At 72.6% G+C, this 20,329-nt stretch carries 8 protein-coding genes; all 8 read right to left on the reverse strand.

What is annotated here, in order from left to right:
* Positions 1-9: 9 nt before the first annotated feature.
* The gene (locus tag ACZ6SA_RS31525; protein WP_465832239.1) at positions 10-753 is read right to left on the reverse strand and encodes a thioesterase II family protein; all 744 of its coding nucleotides are present in this window, start codon (positions 751-753) and stop codon (positions 10-12) included.
* Positions 750-1,784: a Gfo/Idh/MocA family oxidoreductase gene (locus tag ACZ6SA_RS31530; RefSeq protein ID WP_465832241.1), complete on the reverse strand. Its 1,035-nt coding sequence runs from the start codon at positions 1,782-1,784 to the stop codon at positions 750-752. The genes ACZ6SA_RS31525 and ACZ6SA_RS31530 overlap by 4 nt, the downstream gene beginning before the upstream one ends.
* On the reverse strand, positions 1,781-2,860 hold the full coding sequence (locus ACZ6SA_RS31535) for a saccharopine dehydrogenase NADP-binding domain-containing protein (RefSeq protein ID WP_465832243.1): 1,080 nt from the start codon (positions 2,858-2,860) through the stop codon (positions 1,781-1,783). Before ACZ6SA_RS31535 ends, ACZ6SA_RS31530 begins: the two co-directional genes overlap by 4 nt.
* Positions 2,857-8,244, reverse strand: coding sequence for an amino acid adenylation domain-containing protein (locus tag ACZ6SA_RS31540; RefSeq protein WP_465832245.1), 5,388 nt, complete (start codon positions 8,242-8,244; stop codon positions 2,857-2,859). The genes ACZ6SA_RS31535 and ACZ6SA_RS31540 overlap by 4 nt, the downstream gene beginning before the upstream one ends.
* On the reverse strand, positions 8,241-14,549 hold the full coding sequence (locus ACZ6SA_RS31545) for an amino acid adenylation domain-containing protein (protein ID WP_465832247.1): 6,309 nt from the start codon (positions 14,547-14,549) through the stop codon (positions 8,241-8,243). Before ACZ6SA_RS31545 ends, ACZ6SA_RS31540 begins: the two co-directional genes overlap by 4 nt.
* Before the next feature lie 158 nt (positions 14,550-14,707).
* Complete coding sequence (locus ACZ6SA_RS31550) at positions 14,708-17,791, reverse strand: non-ribosomal peptide synthetase (RefSeq protein ID WP_465832249.1); 3,084 nt, start codon at positions 17,789-17,791, stop codon at positions 14,708-14,710.
* A 2-nt stretch (positions 17,792-17,793) separates the two neighbouring features.
* The gene (locus ACZ6SA_RS31555) at positions 17,794-18,615 is read right to left on the reverse strand and encodes a hypothetical protein (RefSeq protein ID WP_465832251.1); all 822 of its coding nucleotides are present in this window, start codon (positions 18,613-18,615) and stop codon (positions 17,794-17,796) included.
* 15 nt (positions 18,616-18,630) lie between these two features.
* The coding region (locus ACZ6SA_RS31560; protein ID WP_465832253.1) for a type I polyketide synthase at positions 18,631-20,329 on the reverse strand (1,699 nt) is incomplete at its 5' end.

Here is a 20,329-nt window from a genome sequence, read left to right on the forward strand (position 1 = left end):
CCTAGGGGGTCAGGGGGTGGACGCCCAGGCCGTGGTGACGGCGCGGGACAGCTCCGCGATCACCTCGTCCTGGCGTGGCACCAGGTAGAAGTGGTCGCCGTCCAGCGTGCGGACGGTGCAGCGGGCCCTGGTCAGCTCGCCCCACCGCGCCGCCTGCTCCGGGGTGACCTCCGGGTCGTCGCCGCCGAGCAGGGCGGTGACGGGGCAGGCGAGCACGCCGCCGGGGCGGTGCCGGTAGGTCTCGTCGAGCCGGTAGTCGTTGCGGATGGCCGGCAACGCCAGCTCGCGGATGTCGGGGTCGGCCATGAGCTCGGGCTCGACGCCGCCGAGCGCGACGATCTCGTCGATCAGCTCGTCGTCGGAGCCGGCGTGCGTGTCGCCGGGGCGGTGCTCGTGGGGCGCGTGCCGGCCGGAGGCGAACAGGTGCGTCACGCCCCTTCCCCTGGCCTCCAGCGTGCGCGCCACCTCGTACGCGATCAGCGCTCCCATGCTGTGCCCGAACAGCGCGACCGGCCGGTCGAGCAGCGGCGCCATCGCGTCGGCGACGAGCCCCGCGAGGTGGTGGGCGTCGTCGACGAACGGGTCGGCGCGGCGGTCGCCCCGCCCCGGGTACTGCACGGCGCGCACCTCGACGGAGTGCGGCGCCGCCGCGTGCCAGCCTCGGTAGAAGCTCGCCGAGCCGCCGGCGTGGGGGAAGCAGAACAGCCGCAACGACGCGTACGGCCTGGGCTGGTAGCAGTGGAACCAGTTCATGCGAGCTCCGTCGCGGACAGGGGGCGGGGTGCCGTCTGGACCAGCAGCTCGGGCCGGCCGATCGCCGCGGTGGCGTCCTGCCACAGGCGGCTGAGCGTCAGGTGGTACTGGCCCTGCCGCAGCGGGTCGCGGCCGTCCTCGGCGGCCTCGCGCAGCCCGGTCAGCGCCCGGCGCACGCCGTCCGGCCACACCTTGGTGACGATGTCGGCGAACGTGGGCGCCTGCTCCGGCCCGATGGTGGTGGCGCTCGGCAGGCGCAGGTGGTCGGCCCTGGTGTCGAAGCGGTCGTCGGCGTCGCGGGCGACGTACATCCGCGGGGTCCACACGATCGGGCCGTGCGTGTTGACCAGCGTGAGGTTGCCGCCCTCCGTGCCCACCGTGATGCGGTGCAGGAGGTGGAGGTGGGCGTCGGGGTCGTTGGGCGCGATCTGGTTCTGCACCCGGAGGGTGAGGGGCACTCCTCCGACCGTACCCGTGACGCACGAGAAGGGCGTGCCCGGGGCCGTGGCGGTGAACGCCCAGGGGCGCAGACCGCCCAGGGCCTGGCCGAGGATGTCGAACAGGGCGTAGGCCACGTGGACGCTGCAGGCGGCGTCCACGTAGAGCGGCTGCTGGAGTTCGCGCAGGCGGCGGGCGGCCTCGATGAAGCGGCGCACGGGGTCCAGGTGGACGTACAGGGTGTTCACGTGGTGCACCGCGGCCGCGGCCCTGGCGGTGCGCAGGGTGCGGGCCAGCTCGTCGGCGTGGACCGGATGTTCCTGGAGCACGTGCACGCCCCGGGACAGCAGCGCCGCGGCCAGCTCGCTGCCCTCGCCGCCGACGACTCCCGACCGTACGACCACGCAGGCCAGGTCCGCGAGCTCGGGCACCTGGTCGGGGTCGGTGAGCAGCGGGACGCCGTGTTCCCTGGCGTACGCGGCGGACCTGGCGCTGCCGCGGGCCAGGATGCCGGTGAGCTCGAAGGGGCCGTCCCGCATGGCCGACAGGTAGATCTGGCCGAACTTGGTGCCGCACACCACGACTCGTTTCACAGCGCGCCCTCCTCGAACGCCGGCGCGGCCAGGTCGATGAGGGCGACCGCGTCCGTGATCTCGGCCGTCGCCACGCCCTCGAGGTCCGCCAGCATCCTGGCCGGGTCGAGCACGGCGTCGGCGTGGTGCAGCCCGTCCGGGACCTCACCCGCCAGGACCGCCCGCGCGGCGTGGGCGGTGACGGCGGCGGTCAGCGCGTAGGAGTCCGCCGTGCGCACCACGAGGGTGCTGGTGTTGTGCGGGCCGCTGAGCTGAAAAAGCAGGACATAGTACGGCGTGCGCCCGGCCAGTTCGAGCTCGGCGACGCGGGCCAGGTCGGCGGCCGACGTGACGGTGCTCGCGGTGGCGAGGACGCGGTCGCCGGCGATCACGTTGTACCAGCGGGCCTCGGCCAGCCCCAGGTCGGCGGCGACCCGTTCCGCCTCGGCACTCAGGTAGGGGTAGGCGGTGACCGGCCCGGGGAAGTAGGGCAGTTCGACGTCGTGAGCGGGGGTGAGGGCGCGGGCGACCTTGCCGCCGTCACGCCACCCGGCCAGCGCCGCGCCCCGCTCCTCCGCACCGGCCAGCAGGAAGTCCCCGGCCGCCGCGGGGGTGAGCCGGTCCAGCCCTCCGGTGTAGACGTCAAGCCTTACCGCCGGGCCGCTGTGCGCGGAGGAGAGGGCGGCGAGGTGGCGGGGCAGCAGGCCGGTGAGGCCGGGGAGCATCCCGGCGGAGATCACCGCTGTACGGCCGCCGGTGCCGGTCGCGGCCAGCCCGGCGAAGGACGCCGCGTCGCCGGCGGCGTCCACGTAGTCGGCTCCTTCCTCGAAGGCGGCCCGTGCCACCCGGTCCCGCAGCAGGTACGACGGGCCCGCGCAGTTGACGACGACCTGGCAGCCCCGGCAGAACCGGGCGAGCGCGTCCGGATCGAAGGCGTCCACCTGCCACGCCTCGCCCTCCCCGCCCAGAGCGCCGGCGACGAACCGCCGCGCCGCCGCACCGTCGCGCCCGCCCACCCGCACGCGCGCGGCGCGGCCCGCGAGAAGGAGGGTGGCGGCGGCGCCGACCGCTCCGTAGCCGCCGAGGACGCCGATCACGCGGTCGTCCCGGTGATCAGCTTGGCGACTCCGGCGGCGTGGCCCTGGTCGAGGCAGGTGAAGTGGTCGCCCCCGACGTCGCGCACGGCGAGCCGTCCCAGGCAGAGGTCCTGCCAGAACTCCGTCATGTCGTCCTGGAGGGTCGGTACGAGGTTGGTGACGCCGCGCTGGCGCAGGAACGTGATGTCGCCCGCGTACGGCTCGGGGTCGTAGCAGGTGACGGCGGTGAAGCTCTGCCTGAAGACCCGGTAGGCGAGGTCGACGCGCTCGGGCGGATGGTCGAGGCCACGGGCGACGGCGGCCAGGCGGTCGGCGGCCGAGGTGACGGACAGCTCGGCGAAGCGGCCGCCGATGGCGGCGAGGCCCGGGTCGGCGGAGCCGGCCAGCGCGGCGAGTGCGCCCTCGCCCACGTGTCCCGGCGAGGACTCCAGCACGGCCCGCAGGGCGCGGGCCAGGTCCTCCCCGGGGTAGCCGAGCCGGACGGGGTCGAGCCCGCACGCCTGGGCGAAGCCGTACTCGAGCATGAGCTCGTCGCTGATCCGGTACGGGAAGCGGGAGCTGCTGATGACGGTGAGCTCGTCGACGGTGGCGCCGCCCTCGGTGAGCCGCCGGGCGACCTCGGTGGCGATCAGCCCGCCCATGCAGTAGCCGATGATGTGGTAGCTGGGCGCGTCCTCCTTGAGCAGCGCCTGGGCGTACGATCCGGCCAGCGACTCCACGGCGGCGGCGGGATCGAGCTCCAGGTAGTGTCCCGCGTCGTTGATCACCAGGCCGAGCAGGGGCCCGCCGGACAACTCCGGGGTGAGCGCCCGGTAGGGGGTCAGCGTGCCGGTGCCGTCGTGGAGCAGCACCCGCACCGGGCCCTGCCCGCCGGACAGGCGCACCAGCGGGCTGACGTCCGTCCTGGACAGGCCGCGGTCGCGGTCGTCGCGGGCCTGGCGGAGGTGGGCGGCGAGCGCGGCGACGGTCGGCTGGTTGACGAGCTGGCGGACGAGGCTGTCCCAGTAGAAGTTGTGCGCCTCGGGCAGCTCCTCGCGGACGCGCCCGGCCAGCCGGGTGACCAGCAGGGAGTCGCCGCCCAGCGCGAAGAAGTCCTGGTCCCTGCCGACCTGCTGGAGGCCGAGGAGTTCGGCCCAGAGCGTGGCGAGCCGCCGTTCGAGGTCGTCGCGCGGCTCCTCGCCGGCGGGCGTGCTCTCGCCGGCCGTACGGGGCAGCAGGGAGCGCAGCCGCGCCCGGTCGATCTTGCCGTTGTCGGTCAGCGGCAGCTCGTCGACCACCTGGACGTGGGTCGGGATCATGTAGCCGGGCAGCCGCTCGCCCAGGAACGCCCGCAACTCCGCGAGGTCGATGTGCTCCCGGTCGGCGGGGAAGCGGGCGGCGAACACGCACTGCCCCAGCGCGGCGAGCGCGTCGTCGGGCCCGGGGAGGCAGGCCATGGTGGTGGCGCCGGCGGCCGCGAGCAGGTCGAGCCACTCCTCGCGGGCGACGAACGTCCGGTCGCGGCCCTGGCGCACGTCGGCGTAGTCGTGCGGGTTCATCAGGAACTCCATCGAGCTCATGATCTGCACGTGTTCGCGGGTCGTCTCGATGAACACCAGCCAGCCGCCCGGCGCCAGCAGCTCGCGGAACCTGGCGAGCACGGCGGCGGCGTCGTGCGAGTTGTGCAGCACGTTGGCGCAGAGGATGACGTCGAAGGAGTTGGGCTCGTATCCCTGGGCGCGGTAGTCGGCGTTGATGTCGAACAGGCCGTAGCGCACCCATGGGTGCTCGGCGAACCGTTCGGCGGCCTGGCCGAGGAAGAACCGCGACAGGTCGGTGAACAGGTATTCGACGTGGTGCCCCGCCAGCTCGGGGATGAGCTCGGCGCTGGTGCCGCCGACGCCCGCCCCGGCCTCCAGGACGCGCAGCGGCCCGCCCGCGTGCCGCTCGGCGACGCGGCCGACGACGGCGCGCACGATGCGGTTGACGTACCTGCTGAGCACGTTGTCCTTGTAGGCGCCCTCGGCGGTCTCCATCTCCCCCTCGGGGAACAGCAGCTCGCGGGCGTCGAGCTCGCCGCGCATCAGCTCCGGCAGGTGCGTGGTGCTGACGCGCAGGAACCTGACCAGCTCGGCGCCGTAGTCGAGCCCTGTCGTGAGGTTCTCGACGCGCTGCCAGAGCGGTTCGAGGGCGGCGGGCTCGCGCAGGTCGTGGTAGCGGCCGGCGTCGTCGCGGCCGAGCCGGCCGAGCTCGTGCAGCGCGGCGAGCCAGCGCCGGACCAGCCGGTGATGGTCGGGCGCGACCCGGGCGCTCTCCAGGATCTCCGCCAGGTCGTGGCGGGCGCCGCCGGCGAACAGCCCGGCCGTGCGCAGCGCCGCCGCCATCGAGGTGAGCGCGATCTCGTCGAGCGTCTCGGCGACCGCCACCACGCGCGGCAGGTCGACGCCTTCGAGCGCGGCACGGGCCGCCGCCTCGGCCGCCGCGGCGACGTCCGGCTCGTCGCCGCCGCCATCCTCCTTCCGTACGGCCTGCGCGAAGCCGACGAGGCGGCGTTCGAGGGCCCGGTCGCCGTCGACGATCACCGTGCCGGCGGCGACCGCAGGGTGCGCCTGCAGCGCGGTCTCCACCTCGGCGAGCTCGATGCGGTGGCCGCGGATCTTGACCTGGGAGTCCTCCCTGCCCAGGAACTCGATCGTGCCGCCGGGCCGGTAACGGCCCAGGTCGCCGGTGCGGTAGAGGCGCTCGCCCGCGTGCTGGACGAACCGCTCCGCGGTCTTGGCCTCGTCGCCGAGGTAGCCGATGGCCACCCCGGCGCCGCCGATGTACAGCTCTCCCGGCACCCAGTCGGGGCTGGGCCGCATGGAGGCGTCGAGCACGTGGAAGGTCTGGTTGGCCAGCGGCCTGCCGTACGGGACGCTCACCCAGCCGGGCAGCGGGTCGCCGATGGGGTGGTGGATGGACCAGATGGCGGCCTCGGTGGCGCCGCCCAGGCTGACCACGTCGAGGCCGGGCAGCCGGCGGCGGATCTGGCCGGGCAGCGCCACGGGCACCCAGTCGCCGGACACCATCGCCAGCCGCAGCTCGGGCAGCCCGGCCGCCGGCTCGGCGTCCAGGTAGTGCTGGAGCATCTGGAGTTGCGCGGGCACGGAGTTCCACACGGTGACCGCGTGCCTGGCGGCGAGGTCGGCCCAGTGCGCGGGGTCTCCCCTGCGCGCCGGGTCGGGCAGCACCAGCGCGCCGCCGGTCGCCAGCGGCCCGAAGATGTCGTAGACGGACAGGTCGAAGCCCAGGTTGGCCAGGCCGAGCACGCGGTCGTCCTGGCCGACGCCGAAGCGGGTGTTGATGTCGTCGATGGTGTTGCGGGCGGCCTGATGGCTGATCATCACGCCTTTGGGCACTCCGGTGGAGCCGGAGGTGTAGATGACGTACGCCAGGTCGCCTGGCCGTCGCCGGGCCCCGGGCGGCGCCGCGTCGACGGGCTGCAGGGTGTCGACGGCGATCCAGCCGTCCTCCGCGCGCCACGACTGCGTCAGCACCAGGCGGGCCGAGGCGTCGGCGAGGATGCGGTCGCGCCTGGCGGGCGGCTGGCCGGTGTCGACGGGCAGGTAGGCGCCGCCGGCCATGAGGATGCCCAGCACGGCCACGACCTGCTCGGCGCCCTTGTCCATGACGACGGCGACGATCTGTCCTGGCTCGTGACCGGCCGCGCCGAGCGCCCGCGCCACCGCCGTCGCCCGGCCGAGCAGCTCGCCGTACGTGAGCGAGCCCTCGGAGGTGACGACGGCGGTGCGGCCGGGGGTGCGGCGGGCCTGGGCCACGACCTCGTCGTGCAGCAGCCCGCCGGGGAGCGGCGCGGCGGTGTCGTTGGCCCGGGCGCGGCTGCCGGCCTGGGCGGCGGGCAGGCCGACGGGGGACGCGGAGGCCCACGTCTCCTCCGCCGACAGGTCGCCGAGGAGCGCGGTGAAGGCGGCGAACATGTCGTCCACCAGCCCGTCGGGGAGCACGCCCGCGCGCACGTCCCAGTTCACCAGCAGCGCGCCGCGGTGTTCCTTGACCTGGCAGTCGATCCACACCTGGGGCGTCTGGCTGATGCCGTACTCGGGTCTGCCGTGCTCCGCCTCGTCCTGGCCGAGGCCGATGGCGCTGGTGAACACCACCGGCATCAGCGCGGCGTCACGACCGCGCCTCCTGGCCAGCTCGCGCATGACCTCGATGCCGCCGCACCGGCGGTGCTCCATGTCGGCGAAGAGCTGCTCGCCGATGGCGCGGGCGCGGTCGGCGAACGGCCGGTCGGGCGTGGTGTCGACGGCGAGCAGGTTGAGCGTGGTGAAGTCGCCCACCACCTGGTCGATCGACGGGTGCAGGGGCGGGCGGTCGAGCAGCGTCAGGTTGAGCGTGAACCTGGGCCGGCGGCTCCACCGCCCGATGATCTCGGCGTAGGCGGCCAGCACGGCCTGCGACGGCGTGGTGCCGGCCGCCGACGCCCTGGCGCGCAGCCTGCTCCACCGTTCCGGCTCGACCCGGCTCTCCCAGCGCTGGAACCTGGCCTCCGCCTGCTGGTCGAGCGCGGGCAGCTCGGGCGCCGGCGGCAGGTCGTCGACGCGGGCCCACCAGTAGGCGCGGTCGCGGTCGTACCGGCCGCTCTCGCGCTGCGCGCGCAGGGCCAGCACGCAGTCGCGGAAGCCGACCGGGACGGGCGGCAGGTCGGCGCCGGGGTTCTCGTGCAGGGTGTGCAGCTCCGCCAGCAGCAGCTGGATGCTGACGTAGTCGGCGATGAGCAGGTCGATCGAGGCGTGCAGGAGCGCGCCGCGGTCGGTGAGCGAGATCCGCAGCTCGAACAGGGGCCAGCTGCCCGCGGGGTAGAGCGTGTGCGCCATCTCCTCGCGGATGGCGGCGAGCCGTTGCTCGGGGTCGGTGCCGCGCAGGTCGCTCACCTGCACGTCGTAGGCGGGCACCTCGGCCAGCACCTGCTGGTGGCCGTCGGGGTGGATGACGGCGCGGAGCATGTCGTGCCGCTCGATCAGCGTGCGCCACGCCGCCTGGACCCGCCCGGGGTCGAGCTCGGGGAAGGCGACCTCGACGTAGCCGTGGCAGGCGACCCCGCCGTAGCCGAAGGCGTCGTTGCGGCCGAGCAGGTAGGCCTGCTGCACGTCGGTGAGGGGGAAGGGGTCGAGGCGGTGTCCCGGGTCGGGGCGCACGGTCTCGGCCTCGGCCTCGCGGCGCAGGTGGGCGATGATCTGGGGCTTGGCGCCGAGCAGCGCCGCCCGGCGTTCCTCGGTCAGGGCTCCCTTGGGGGCGCGGAAGCGCAGGCCGCCGCCGTCCTCCCACAGTCGGATTCCCGCCGCTTCCATGTCGGCGATCAGGTCTCGTACGGTCGGCTCTGGTGCGGCCGGTGCCTGGGTCACAGCACGCCCTCCTCTTCGGTGTCGTCCGTCGTCAGGCCGATCGCCTCGGCGCAGTCCGCGATGGTGGGAGTGGTGAAGAAGCGGCGCAGGGACAGCTCGACGCCGAGCCTGCGGCGGACGATCTCGGCGAAGCGGGTGGCGAGCAGCGAGTCGCCGCCGAGGGCGAAGAAGCTCTGGCCACGGCCTGGCGGCGGGATCTCCAGGAGCTCGGCCCACAGCTCGGCGAGCTGCTGCTCCACGCCCGGGCGTGGTGGGTCGTCCCCGTCCGGTGGTGGCTCCGTCTCCAGGACGAGCGCGGATCTGTCGATCTTGCCGTTGGCCGTCAGGGGCAGCTCGTCCAGCATGGTGATCGCCGGCGGGATCGCGTAACCCGGTAACCGGTCGGCCAGGAACGCGCGCAGCTTGCCTTGGTCCACGTCGCCGGGCGTGACGAACGCGGCCAGCCGCCGCTGCCGCCGATCCCCCACCGCCACCGCCACCGCACGCCCCACCTTCGGGAACGCCTCCAGCGCGGCCTCCACCTCACCCAACTCGATCCGATGCCCGCGAACCTTCACCTGATGATCCGCCCGGCCCAAGAACTCCAGCGTGCCGTCCGGCCAGTACCGGCCCATGTCCCCCGTCCGATACCAGCGCCCGCCCCCAACCTCCACGAACTTGACCGCCGTCGTCTCCGGATCACCCCGATACCCGACCGCCACCCCCGCACCACCGATCCACAACTCCCCCGCCACCCAGTCCGGGCAGTCACGACCCCGGCCATCCACCACCCGATACCGCTGATTACGCAGCGGGAACCCGTACGGAACCGACGTCCAGTGCGCCGGCACCCGATCGACCACCAACGCGTTCGACCAGATCGCCGCCTCCGTGGCACCCCCCAACGCCACCAACCGGCACCGCCCCCCACTCTGCGCCGCCAACCGCGCCTGCAGGTCCAGCCCCACCCAGTCACCCGACACCAGCGCGACGCGCAGGCTCGGGGGCAGTTCCTGGGTGGTGACCAGGAGCATGTCCAGCAGGGTCGGCACCGTGTTCCACACCGTCACCCGGTGGGCGGCGCACAACTCCGCCCAGCGCTGGGGGTCGCGCCGTTCGTCCTCCCGCAGCAGGACGAGCGCGCCGCCGGCCGACAACAGGCCGAAGATGTCGTACACCGACAGATCGAAATCCAGCGCCGACACCGCCAGCACCCGATCCCCGGCACCCACCGCGAACCGCTCGTTCACGTCCACGACCGTGTTCAACGCCGCCCGATGAGAAACCTCCACACCCTTCGGCTCACCCGTCGACCCCGACGTGAAAATCACATACGCCGACACATCCGGCGACACCACCACCGGACCCGACAACCGCTCCCCCACCGGCACCTCGGTCAACACCTGACACACACCCGCCCGCGCCAGAATCCGCTCCCGACGCGCCACCGGCTGATCCACCCCCACCGGCACATACACACCACCAGCAGCCAACACCCCCAACACAGCCACAACCTGATCCGGCCCCTTGGGCACCACCACACCCACCGCATCACCCGGCCGAACCCCCACCCCCACCAGATGACCCGCCACCCGCAACGCCCGATCCGCCAACTCACCGTAAGAAACGGACCCACCCTCAACGATCAACGCCACCCGACCAGGCTCACTCACCGCCCGCGCGAAGAACCCACCATGCAACACCCCATCCGGCAACACACCAGCCGTGGCATTCACCCGCTCCCGCACCACGCTCTGTTCCGAAGGAAGCAGAGCAGGCACCTCACCCGACCAATCACCCTCCGACAACCACTCCAGCAACCCCCCATACGCCCCGAACATCGCATCCAGCACCCCCGGCGCGAACAACTCCTCCACCGCGTCCCATCGGACCAGCAGTTCGCCGTCGATCTCGCCGACCTGGCTGTCCAGCCAGACCTGCGGGGTCTGCGACACGCCCCAGACCTGTTCGGCGAACGACGGCCCGGCCATGCCCTCGCCGCCGACCCCGAGCGTGCTGGTGAACACCACCGGCATGGTCATCTCGATCGCGGCGTTCCGCCTGGCCAGCTCGCGCATCACCCAGACCGCCGAGACCTCGCCGTGCTCCAGGCCGCGCCAGACCTCTTCCTGGAGCTTGCGGGCTCCGTCCAGCCAGCCGGCGCCCTGCCGGTAGCCGACGAGCAGCAGCGAGGTGAAGTCGCCGAGCACGCGGTGGATGTCGGGGTGCACCTCGCGCCGGTCGAACAGCGTGAGGTTCAGCGTGAGCTCCTGCTGGGCGCTCCACGTGCCCAGGACCTCGCCGAACGCCGCCGCCAGCACGGTGGCCGGGGTGAGCTCGTACCGGCGGGCCAGGTCGGTGATCGCCCGCCACCGGGCGGCGGGCAGCCGGAGCTCGCGCCGGGCGAACCTGGGCCGGTCGACCAGCGCCGGGTCGACGCGGAGCGGCAGTTGCGGGGCGGGCGGCAACTCGGGGAGCCGGGCCGCCCAGTAGTCCTTGGCCGTCTCGAAGACGGCGGGATCGGGGTCCTGCGCGAGCAGGTAGTCGCGGAACGACACCCCGATCGGCGGCAGGACGGTGTCGGGGTCGTGGTAGAGCTGGTCGAGCTCGGCGAAGAAGACCATCATGCTCAGCGCGTCGACGATGATGTTGTCGAAGCTGACGCCGAGCCGCACCCCGCTTTCGTGGCGTACGGCCCGCGCGTCGAACAGCGGCCACGCCGAGACGTCGAGCACCTGGTGCGACATCCGCTCGCGCATGGCCTCGACGCTGTCGGCGGCGGCGATGGCGAAGCGCGGCACCTCGGGCAGGATGCGCTGGAGCCCGTCCTGGTCGAAGACGGCACGCAACATCTCGTGCCGCTCGATCAGCAGGTTCCACGCGGTTTCCAGCCGGTCGAGGTCGATGTCGCCGTCGAACTCGGTGTAGAAGTGGCAGCCGACGCCGCCGAGCGTGAAGTGCTCGGCGCGGCCGAGCCAGTAGGCCCGCTGCACCTCGGTGGGCGGGAACGGGTCGTGCCGGTGCGCCACGTCGGGGGCGAGCGCGGGGACCGGCGGGGCCGCCTCACCGAGGGTGAGGGTGGCCGCGAAGTCCGCCAGCACCGGCGTCTGGAACAACACGCTCAGCCTGGCGTCGGTGACGCCTTCCGCGCGCAGCCGGGCGATCATGCGGGTGGCGAGCAGCGAGTCGCCGCCGAGGGTGAAGAAGTTGTCGCTGCGCCGCACCGCCGGGCGTTCGAGCAGGTCGGCCCAGATGGTGGCGAGCACGGTCTCGGCGGGGCCGACGGGCGGCTCGTACGCCGTGGTCTCCGGTGTGTCGGCGACGAGTGCGGTGAGCGCGGATCTGTCGATCTTGCCGTTGGCCGTCAGGGGCAGCTCGTCCAGCATGGTGATCGCCGGCGGGATCGCGTAACCCGGTAACCGGTCGGCCAGGAACGCGCGCAGCTTGCCTTGGTCCACGTCGCCAGGAGTGACGAACGCCGCCAGCCGCCGCTGCCGCCGATCCCCCACCGCCACCGCCACCGCACGCCCCACCTTCGGGAACGCCTCCAGCGCGGCCTCCACCTCACCCAACTCGATCCGATGCCCGCGAACCTTCACCTGATGATCCGCCCGGCCCAAGAACTCCAGCGTGCCGTCCGGCCAGTACCGGCCCATGTCCCCCGTCCGATACCAGCGCCCACCCCCACCCTCCACGAACTTGACCGCCGTCGTCTCCGGATCACCCCGATACCCGACCGCCACCCCCGCACCACCGATCCACAACTCCCCCGCCACCCAGTCCGGGCAGTCACGACCCCGGCCATCCACCACCCGATACCGCTGATTACGCAGCGGGAACCCGTACGGAACCGACGTCCAGTGCGCCGGCACCCGATCGACCACCAACGCGTTCGACCAGATCGCCGCCTCCGTGGCACCCCCCAACGCCACCAACCGGCACCGCCCCCCACTCTGCGCCGCCAACCGCGCCTGCAGGTCCAGCCCCACCCAGTCACCCGACACCAGCGCCAGCCGGAGCCCGGAGGGCGCCTGCTCGACCGTCGTGAGCAGCATGTCGAGAAGGGTCGGCACCGTGTTCCACAGGGTCACGCCATGGGTCTCGCACAGGCGGGCCCATGCCTGCGCGTCCCGCCGCTCACCCTCCTCGGGCAACACGAGCGCGCCGCCGGCCGACAACAGGCCGAAGATGTCGTACACCGACAGATCGAAATCCAGCGCCGACACCGCCAGCACCCGATCCCCGGCACCCACCGCGAACCGCTCGTTCACATCCACGACCGTGTTCAACGCCGCCCGATGAGAAACCTCCACACCCTTCGGCTCACCCGTCGACCCCGACGTGAAAATCACATACGCCGACACATCCGGCGACACCACCACCGGACCCGACAACCGCTCCCCCACCGGCACCTCGGTCAACACCTGACACACACCCGCCCGCGCCAGAATCCGCTCCCGACGCGCCACCGGCTGATCCACCCCCACCGGCACATACACACCACCAGCAGCCAACACCCCCAACACAGCCACAACCTGATCCGGCCCCTTGGGCACCACCACACCCACCGCATCACCCGGCCGAACCCCCACCCCCACCAGATGACCAGCCACCCGCAACGCCCGATCCGCCAACTCACCGTAAGAAACGGACCCACCCTCAACGATCAACGCCACCCGACCAGGCTCACTCACCGCCCGCGCGAAGAACCCCCCATGCAACACCCCATCCGGCAACACACCAGCCGTGGCATTCACCCGCTCCCGCACCACGCTCTGTTCCGAAGGAAACAGAGCAGGCACCTCACCCGACCAATCACCCTCCGACAACCACTCCAGCAACCCCCCATACGCCCCGAACATCGCATCCAGCACCCCCGGCGCGAACAACTCCTCCACCGCGTCCCAAGCCAGGTGGAGCCCGTGGTCGTACTCGTTGATCTGGTGGTCGAGCCAGACCTGCGGGGTCTGCGTGATCATCCATCCGGGTTCGCCGAACGCCTCGCGCACCTCAGGGACGATCAGCTCGGTCCCCAGGTTGCAGGCGAACACGACCGGCGCGCCCGAGTGCTCCCCGTTCCTGGCCAGGTCCCTGAGCACCTCGACGCCGGAGTATCCGGTGTGCCGAGCGTCGGCGCGGAAGCGGGCCTGCAGGGTCCTGGCGCGCTCGGCGAACGGCTGCGGCTCCGAGAGGTCGGCGGCGACCAGGATCAGGTTGGTGAAGTCGGCGACCAGGTGGGCGACGTCCGGATGGACGGTGTCGTCCCGGTCGAACAGCGGCAGGTTGAGCAGGAACCGCGGTTCGCCGCTCCACGCTGCCAGCACCTCGCAGTAGGCGGCGGCGAGCACCATGGCGGGGGTCAGCCCGTGCACGCGGGCCTGCTCCTGGATGCGCTGCCACGCGCTGGTCGACAGCCACCTCTCGCGGCGGGCGAAGCGGGGCCGGGCGATCATGGCCGGTTCGGTGGCGAGAGGGAGTTGTGGCGCGCCGGGCAGCTCGCCCAGCCGGCCGCGCCAGTACTCCTGGTCGCGGGTACGCCGTGCCGCCCGCTCCGCGCCCCTGGCGGCGAGGTAGCGGGGGAACGAGCAGGCCAGGGCGGGCATGGGCGCGTCGGGCTCCAGGTAGAGCCGGGCCAGGTCCTTCAGCAGGATCTGGAGGCCGAGCACGTCGGCGACGAGGAAGTCCACCTCGAAGTGCACCCTCGACCGGCCGCCCGGCAGCAGCGACAGCCGCACGTCGAACACCTCGCCGCGGGAGGCGTCGAAGCGGCGGTGCGACAGCTGCTCCCTGATGTTCTCGGCGGCGTCCTCGCCGAGCTCGGACAGGTCGTGGACGGTCAGGCCGGGCCACGGGCTGGTGTCCATGATCTGCTGGGTGCCGTCGTCGTGGAAGATCGCCCGCAACATTCCGTGACGGGCGACGAGGGCGCGTACGGCCCGCTCCAGCCGGTCCGGCTCGACGCCCGAGCCGTCGAACTCCAGGTAGGCGTGGCAGCCGACGCCCCCGATGACCTGCCCGTCGCCGCGGCCGATCCAGTAGGCCAGCTGGACGGGGGTGAGCGGGAACGGCGCCGTCTCGTCCACGGCCGGCTCCGGCTCCTGTTCCGGAGCGGCGGCCTCGGTCAGCCGGGAGCGGACCAGCGACCACCAGGCCGCGAGGGTGAACTCCGTCGCCAGCTCGGCGAAGACGATCCGGGCCCCCGCCCGCCGCCACCGCCCGGCGAGCCGCATCGCGCGGAGCGAGTCGAGGCCGAGGCTGATCAGGTCGGCGCCGTCCGTGACCTCGGAGGGGTCGAGGTCGAGCTGGGCGGCGATGTCGGCGCGCATCGATTCCATGGTCGGTGGCGCGCCGGGGGAGCGGCCCGGCCGCGCGGACGGAACAGCCCGTACTTCCTCGACTTTCTCCAACACGAGACAACCCGCCTATCCACTAGTGCCGCTTACGTCGTGTCGGCGGCCGGGCGGGGTCGCCCGGCCGCGCCTCGTCAGGAATTTGTGTCGGCGGCCTGCAGCCTGCGGGCGAGACCGGCCGGGGTCGGCTCCTCGAAGATGTCCTTCAGCTTGAGCCGGATCTGCGTCGCCTTCTTGATCTCCTGCAGCAGCTTGACCGCCAGCAGCGAGTGCCCGCCGAGCGCGAAGAAGTGGCTGTCGGGGCCGAGATCGGCACGGTTCAGCATGGCCTTCCAGAGCGCCACCAGGGAGTCGACCAGCGCGTCCCCGGTGCCGGCCGGGAGGTCGGCCTCGTCCGCGGTGGTCTCGGCGGTGCTGCGCAGCTCCGTGGCCAGGTTGCGCAGGGCCGGGTAGTCGACCTTGTCGTTGCCGGTCATCGGGAAGGCGTCCACCGCGACGTACTCCTGGGGGGTCGCCGCGTACGGGAGCGACGCGCTGGCGTGCTCCCACAGCTCCGAGGTGACCTCAGGCCGGTCGGGCGCCACCACGAACGCCCACAGGACGGCGTCCGCGCTGGGGTCGCCGACCACGACGACGGCGGCGGCCCGCACGTCGGGGTGTGCCAGCAGCACGCCTTCGACCTCGGCGAGCTCGATCCGGTTGCCGCGCAGCTTGATCTGGCGGTCGAGCCGGCCGAGGATCTCCAGCTTGCCGTCGGAGGTCCACTGGGCCAGGTCGCCCGTGCGGTAGTACCGGCCGTAGACGGGGTGCTCGCCGAACCGTTCGGCGGTCAGCTCCGGCCGGTTGTGGTAACCGATGGCCACGCCGTCGCCGGCGATGCAGAGCTCGCCGCGGGTGCCGATGGGCAGCGGGCGGCCGTCGGGGGCGGCCACGTACACCTTCGTGTTGGCGATGGGCACGCCGACGTCGATGCGGTCCGCGGCGGGGTCGATGCGTCCGGCGGTGGACCAGATCGTGGTCTCGGTGGGGCCGTACACGTTGTAGAGCTCGCAGCCGGTGGCGGCCAGCCGCTCGGCCAGGACGGCGGGCATCGGCTCGCCGCCGCACAACACGCGGCAGCCCGCCAGCTCGCCGGACGCCTGGTCCACGACCAGCCGCCAGGTGGTCGGCGTGGCCTGGGCGATGGTGACGTCGTAGCGCCGCAGGGCTTCGGCCAGCGGCTCGCCCTGGGTGCGGGCGTCGTCGGGCGCGATGGCCAGCCGGGCGTCCGTCGTCAGGGGCAGGAACAACTCCAGCGCGGAGATGTCGAAGCTGAACGTGGTCAGCCAGAGCACGGTGTCGCGCGGCCCCGCCGACAGCTGGTGCGCGAAGTGCGCGATCAGGTTGGCCAGGCTGTAGTGGTCGATCAGGGTGCCCTTGGGAAGCCCGGTCGAGCCGCTGGTGTAGATGAGGTACGCGCAGTCCTCAGGCCGGACGGGGCTGAACGACGACACCTGCCCGGACACCGGCGTGACCGCGTCGACGGACACGAGCGGCAGGACCGTGCGCTCGCCGGAGACGGTGATGCCGTCGCCCGCGAGGACCACGGCCGCGCCGGCGTCGTCGAGCTGGTAGTCGAGGCGCTGCTGCGGGTGGTCGGGTTCGAGCGGCAGGTACGCCGCCCCGGCCAGCCACACGCCGAGCGCCGCCGCGGCCAGCTCGGGTGAGCGCCGCGCGAGCAGCGCGACGACGTCGCCCCTGCCCACCCCCGCGGCCTGGAGCGCGTCGCGGGTGGCCTCGGCGGCGGCCCACAACCGGCGCAGGCCGACGTGCCGGTCGCCGTCCACCACGGCCACGACGTCCTCGGGCGGCGCGGCGGACACCTTGCGGGCGATCTTCTCCAGCACGGTCGCGGGCGTCACGGTGTGCTCGGTGGCGTTGGCCATCTCGATGGCCGCGCGGTCCTGGTAGCACCAGACGGGGATGTCCGCGAGCGGCAGGTCGGGCTGCTCGGCGAGCGTGACGAGCAGCTCGTCGTAGCGGGCCAGCAGCAGCTCCACGTCGGACCGGTCGAGCACGTCCACGCAGAACGCGGTCCTGATCTTGATGCTGTCCGGGGTGGAGGTGACGAAGAACTCCAGGTCGAACTTGCTGAAGCCGTTCTCGATCACCACCTGTTCGGCCGGCAGGCCGCCCAGCGTGAACCCGGCCGTCAGGTCGGCGGGCACGTAGTTGAACGTGTGCCGGAACAGGTTGTTGCGCCAGCCGTCGCGCGGCACGATCTCCAGCAGGTCGTCCACCGGGTAGTCGGCGTGCGACATGGCCTCCATGAACGTGCGGCGGGTGTTGCGCGCGTGCGTGCGGAAGGTGCTCGCCCAGTGGACCCGCGTGCGCAGGGTGAGCACGTTGATGTGGTAGCCGATCCGGGTGGCGGCCTCGGGCGTGCGCACGCTGACGGGAGAGCCGATCGTGAGGTCGGGGCCGGCGCCGTGGGCGGCCAGCAGCACGCCGTACGCGGCCAGGAGGATGACCGACTCGGGCGCCCGCAGCTCGCGCTGCATCTGCCGGGCCGCCTCGCGCGCGGCGGGCGACAGCTCCCAGTTGATCACGTCGCCCACGAGGGTCGTCTGGGAGGTCTCGGCCTGCTCGCACCACAGGTCGAGGTCGCCGGCGTGGAACCCGTCCAGCTTGTCGCGCCAGAACGCGCCGCTGCGCGGGTCGGGCTCCGGCTCCTCCCAGGCCGGTACGACGTCGCGCGCCGGCGGCTCTCCCGCCACCAGCGCGTCGTAGAGCGTGACGAGCTCGTTCGTCAGCAGCGCCGTCGACAGCCCGTCGAAGACCGAGTGGTGGACGGCCAGGCAGTAGACCTCGCCCGCGTCCTCCTCCAGGACCGCGGCGCGCACCAGCAGCTCGCCGCCGGGCTCGAACGGCCGCGCGACGAACTCCCCCAGCCACTCGCGCGTGTCGTCCCAGCCGGCCTCCTCGAACCGCAGCACGGCCCGCTCCGGGGGCACGACCTCACGCACCATGCCCTCGGGCTCGACCCTGAACACCGTGCGCAGGATCTCGTGGCGGTGCACCACGCGGTTGACCGCTTCCAGCATGAGGTCGCGCCGCGCCCGGCCCGTCACGCTGAACGCCACGGCCAGGTTGTTCACCCCGGCGCCGGGGACGAGCTCTTCCAGCAACCACAGCGCCTGCTCCTTGCGGGTGGCGCGCTGGCCCAGCATCTGCTCCATGATCATCTCTCCAGCAGCTTGGTAATGGCCCTGGCGATCTCGTCGTCGGTGAGCAACACGTCGTGGCCCTTGTCGAACCTGAGCTCCTCGGCCACGACGGGGCCGCGGCCCGACTCGCGCAGCCGGTTCAGGCCGTTGTTCGGGTTGTTCGAGCTCACCGCGGTGGCGCGCTGCCACCCCTCCCAGGGATCCAGGGTGTCGGCGTAGGTGAGGAAGGACAGGAAGGCGCTGAACGTGCCCCACATCTCTTCCGAGTACTCCGGGTCGAGCCCGGCTCTTTCGAACGCGCGCTGCCCGACGTCGCGGAACTTCGCGTACAGCTGGGCGGCGTAGCCCTCGACCGTGACGCCCTCCTGCTGCAGCGGACGGTCCATCGCCTCGCGGGTCTCGGCGACGTCCTCCTCGCTGAGGATCGAGGAGAGGATGCCGAAGACCTTGCCGAACTGGAAGTAGATGTTCTCCAGGCTGGTGGGCTCCGGGTCGAAGACGATCAGCCGGGGCGCCTCACCCTGCTCCTTCTCCAGCAGGTCCACGAGCTCGGCCGCGTAGACGGCGCCGATGCAGTAGCCCATCACCGCGTGCACCTTCCGGCCGCTCGCCTTGAGAGGTTCCATCCACGAACGCACGTAGGCGGCGCCGTCGACACCCGAGCCAGGTGTCACGGCGGGCGGGGAGACATGCCAGAACGTCCCGTCGTAGTCCATCTTCGCCAGCAGGTCAGGGAAGCCGGCCTCCGCCCGGCCGGTCTCCGTGAAGTCGACGCAGAGGACGAGGTTTCCCGAGCCGGATTCTTTGAGCGTCGTCCAAGTGGTAACCAGAGTCATGATCATTTCCTTTGACTAGGAACTCCCGCCTTCAAGGGCGAGCTGAATCAGGAGGTCGGCGTCCATGCTGTCGATCTCCTCGGTCCTGCCGTTCGTCTCCTCGTCCTCCGGGCCGGCCAGGCGGAAGAGGCTGTCCAGCAGTCCGGCCGCACGCAGTCGTTCGATCGGGATGGTCGTCAGGAGCTGCCGCACCTCGGCGTCGCTGCGGGCGTCGGCGGGCTCGGCCGTGCCCGCCGCGACGGCCGGGAAGAGCTGCTCCAGGACGAACCGCGTCAGGTCGTGGGGAGTCGGATAGTCGAAGATGAGCGTGGCCGGGAGTTGCAGGCCGGTGGCCGTGTTGAGCTGGTTGCGCAGTTCCACCGCGGTCAGCGAGTCGAAGCCGAGCTCCTGGAACTGGCGCTGCGGCTCGATCGCCGACTCGTCGGCGAACCCGAGCACCGCGGCCACCTGGCCCCTGACGACCTCCGACAGGGTGGCCTCGATCCTGTCCGGTTCCATCGTGGCGAGCCGTTCCGCCAGCCCCTGGCCAGGCCGGGTACGGCGGGGTCTGGTGCGGTTCCTGACCTTGGTGAACTTCGCCGGGACCAGCACGGGGCGGCCGGAGCGGACGCCGAGGTCGAAGAGCGCCAACCCCTCCTCGGTGGACAGCGGTCTCACGCCCCCGCGCTCCATGCGGCGCAGGTCCGCCGCGTTGAGCTCGCCCGCCATGCCGCTGGTCGTCCACAACCCCCAGGCCAGCGAGGTCGCCGGCAGGCCGTGCACCTGACGGTGGTGGGCCAGGGCGTCCAGGTAGGCGTTGGCGGCGGCGTAGTTGGCCTGGCCCGCGCTGCCCAGCACCCCGGCCAGCGAGGAGAACAACACGAACGCTCTCAGATCGAGGTGCTGCGTGAGCTCGTGCAGGTGCCAGGCGGCATCGGCCTTGGGCCTGAGCACGGCGTCCAGGCGGTCGGCGGTCTGGGCGGCGATGACGCCGTCGTCCAGGACGCCGGCCGTGTGCACCACCCCAGCCAGCCCGTCCACGCCCTCCAGCAGCCGGGCGAGCGCGTCACGGTCGGCCACGTCGCACGCGGCCACGTCCACCCGGGCGCCCAGCTCCGAGAGCTCGGTCGCCAGTTCGCCCGCGCCGGGCGCGTCCGGGCCGCGCCGGCTGACCAGCAGCAGGTGCCGTACGTCGTGCTTGGTGACCAAGTGGCGGGCCACCAGCGCGCCCAGCCCGCCCGTGCCGCCCGTGATCAGTACGGTGCCGTCGGGTCCGAACACCGGCTCGCCCTGCTCCAGATCCGTCGCCCGGCTCAGCTTCGGCGTCAGGAGCCTGCCCTCCCGGACGGCGATCTGGGATTCGCCGGTCGCGAGCGCGTGGCCCACCGTCTCGGCGTCCAGCCGCTCGGTGTCGGCGTCCAGCAGCACGAACCGGCCGGGCTGCTCGAACTGCGCGGCCCGCACCAGGCCCCACACCGCCGCCTGCGCCGGGTCGGGAACGTCGTCCCCGGCCGCCGCGACGGCCTGGCGGGTGACGATCACCAGCTGCGACGATGCCAGGCGCTCGTCGGCGAGCCATTCCTGCACCAGGGCCAGCGCCGCGCGGGTCGTGGCGTGCAGGTCCGCACCCGCGCAGCGGACCACGACCGCGTCCGGGACGTCCGCCGCGTCGATGGAGGCCAGATCCGGGTGGATCTCTGCCCCGGTGCCCAGGTCGTCGGTCCCCAGCACGACC

The sequence above is a fragment of the Nonomuraea sp. NPDC049378 genome (genome assembly GCF_055586745.1).

Bases quoted from the DNA above. Each gene is read 5' to 3' on its own strand.
- ACZ6SA_RS31525 (WP_465832239.1), bottom strand. From the start codon at position 753: ATGAACTGGTTCCACTGCTACCAGCCCAGGCCGTACGCGTCGTTGCGG.
- ACZ6SA_RS31545 (WP_465832247.1), bottom strand. From the start codon at position 14,549: ATGCGCGCCGACATCGCCGCCCAGCTCGACCTCGACCCCTCCGAGGTC.
- ACZ6SA_RS31550 (WP_465832249.1), bottom strand. From the start codon at position 17,791: ATGGAGCAGATGCTGGGCCAGCGCGCCACCCGCAAGGAGCAGGCGCTG.
- ACZ6SA_RS31555 (WP_465832251.1), bottom strand. From the start codon at position 18,615: ATGACTCTGGTTACCACTTGGACGACGCTCAAAGAATCCGGCTCGGGA.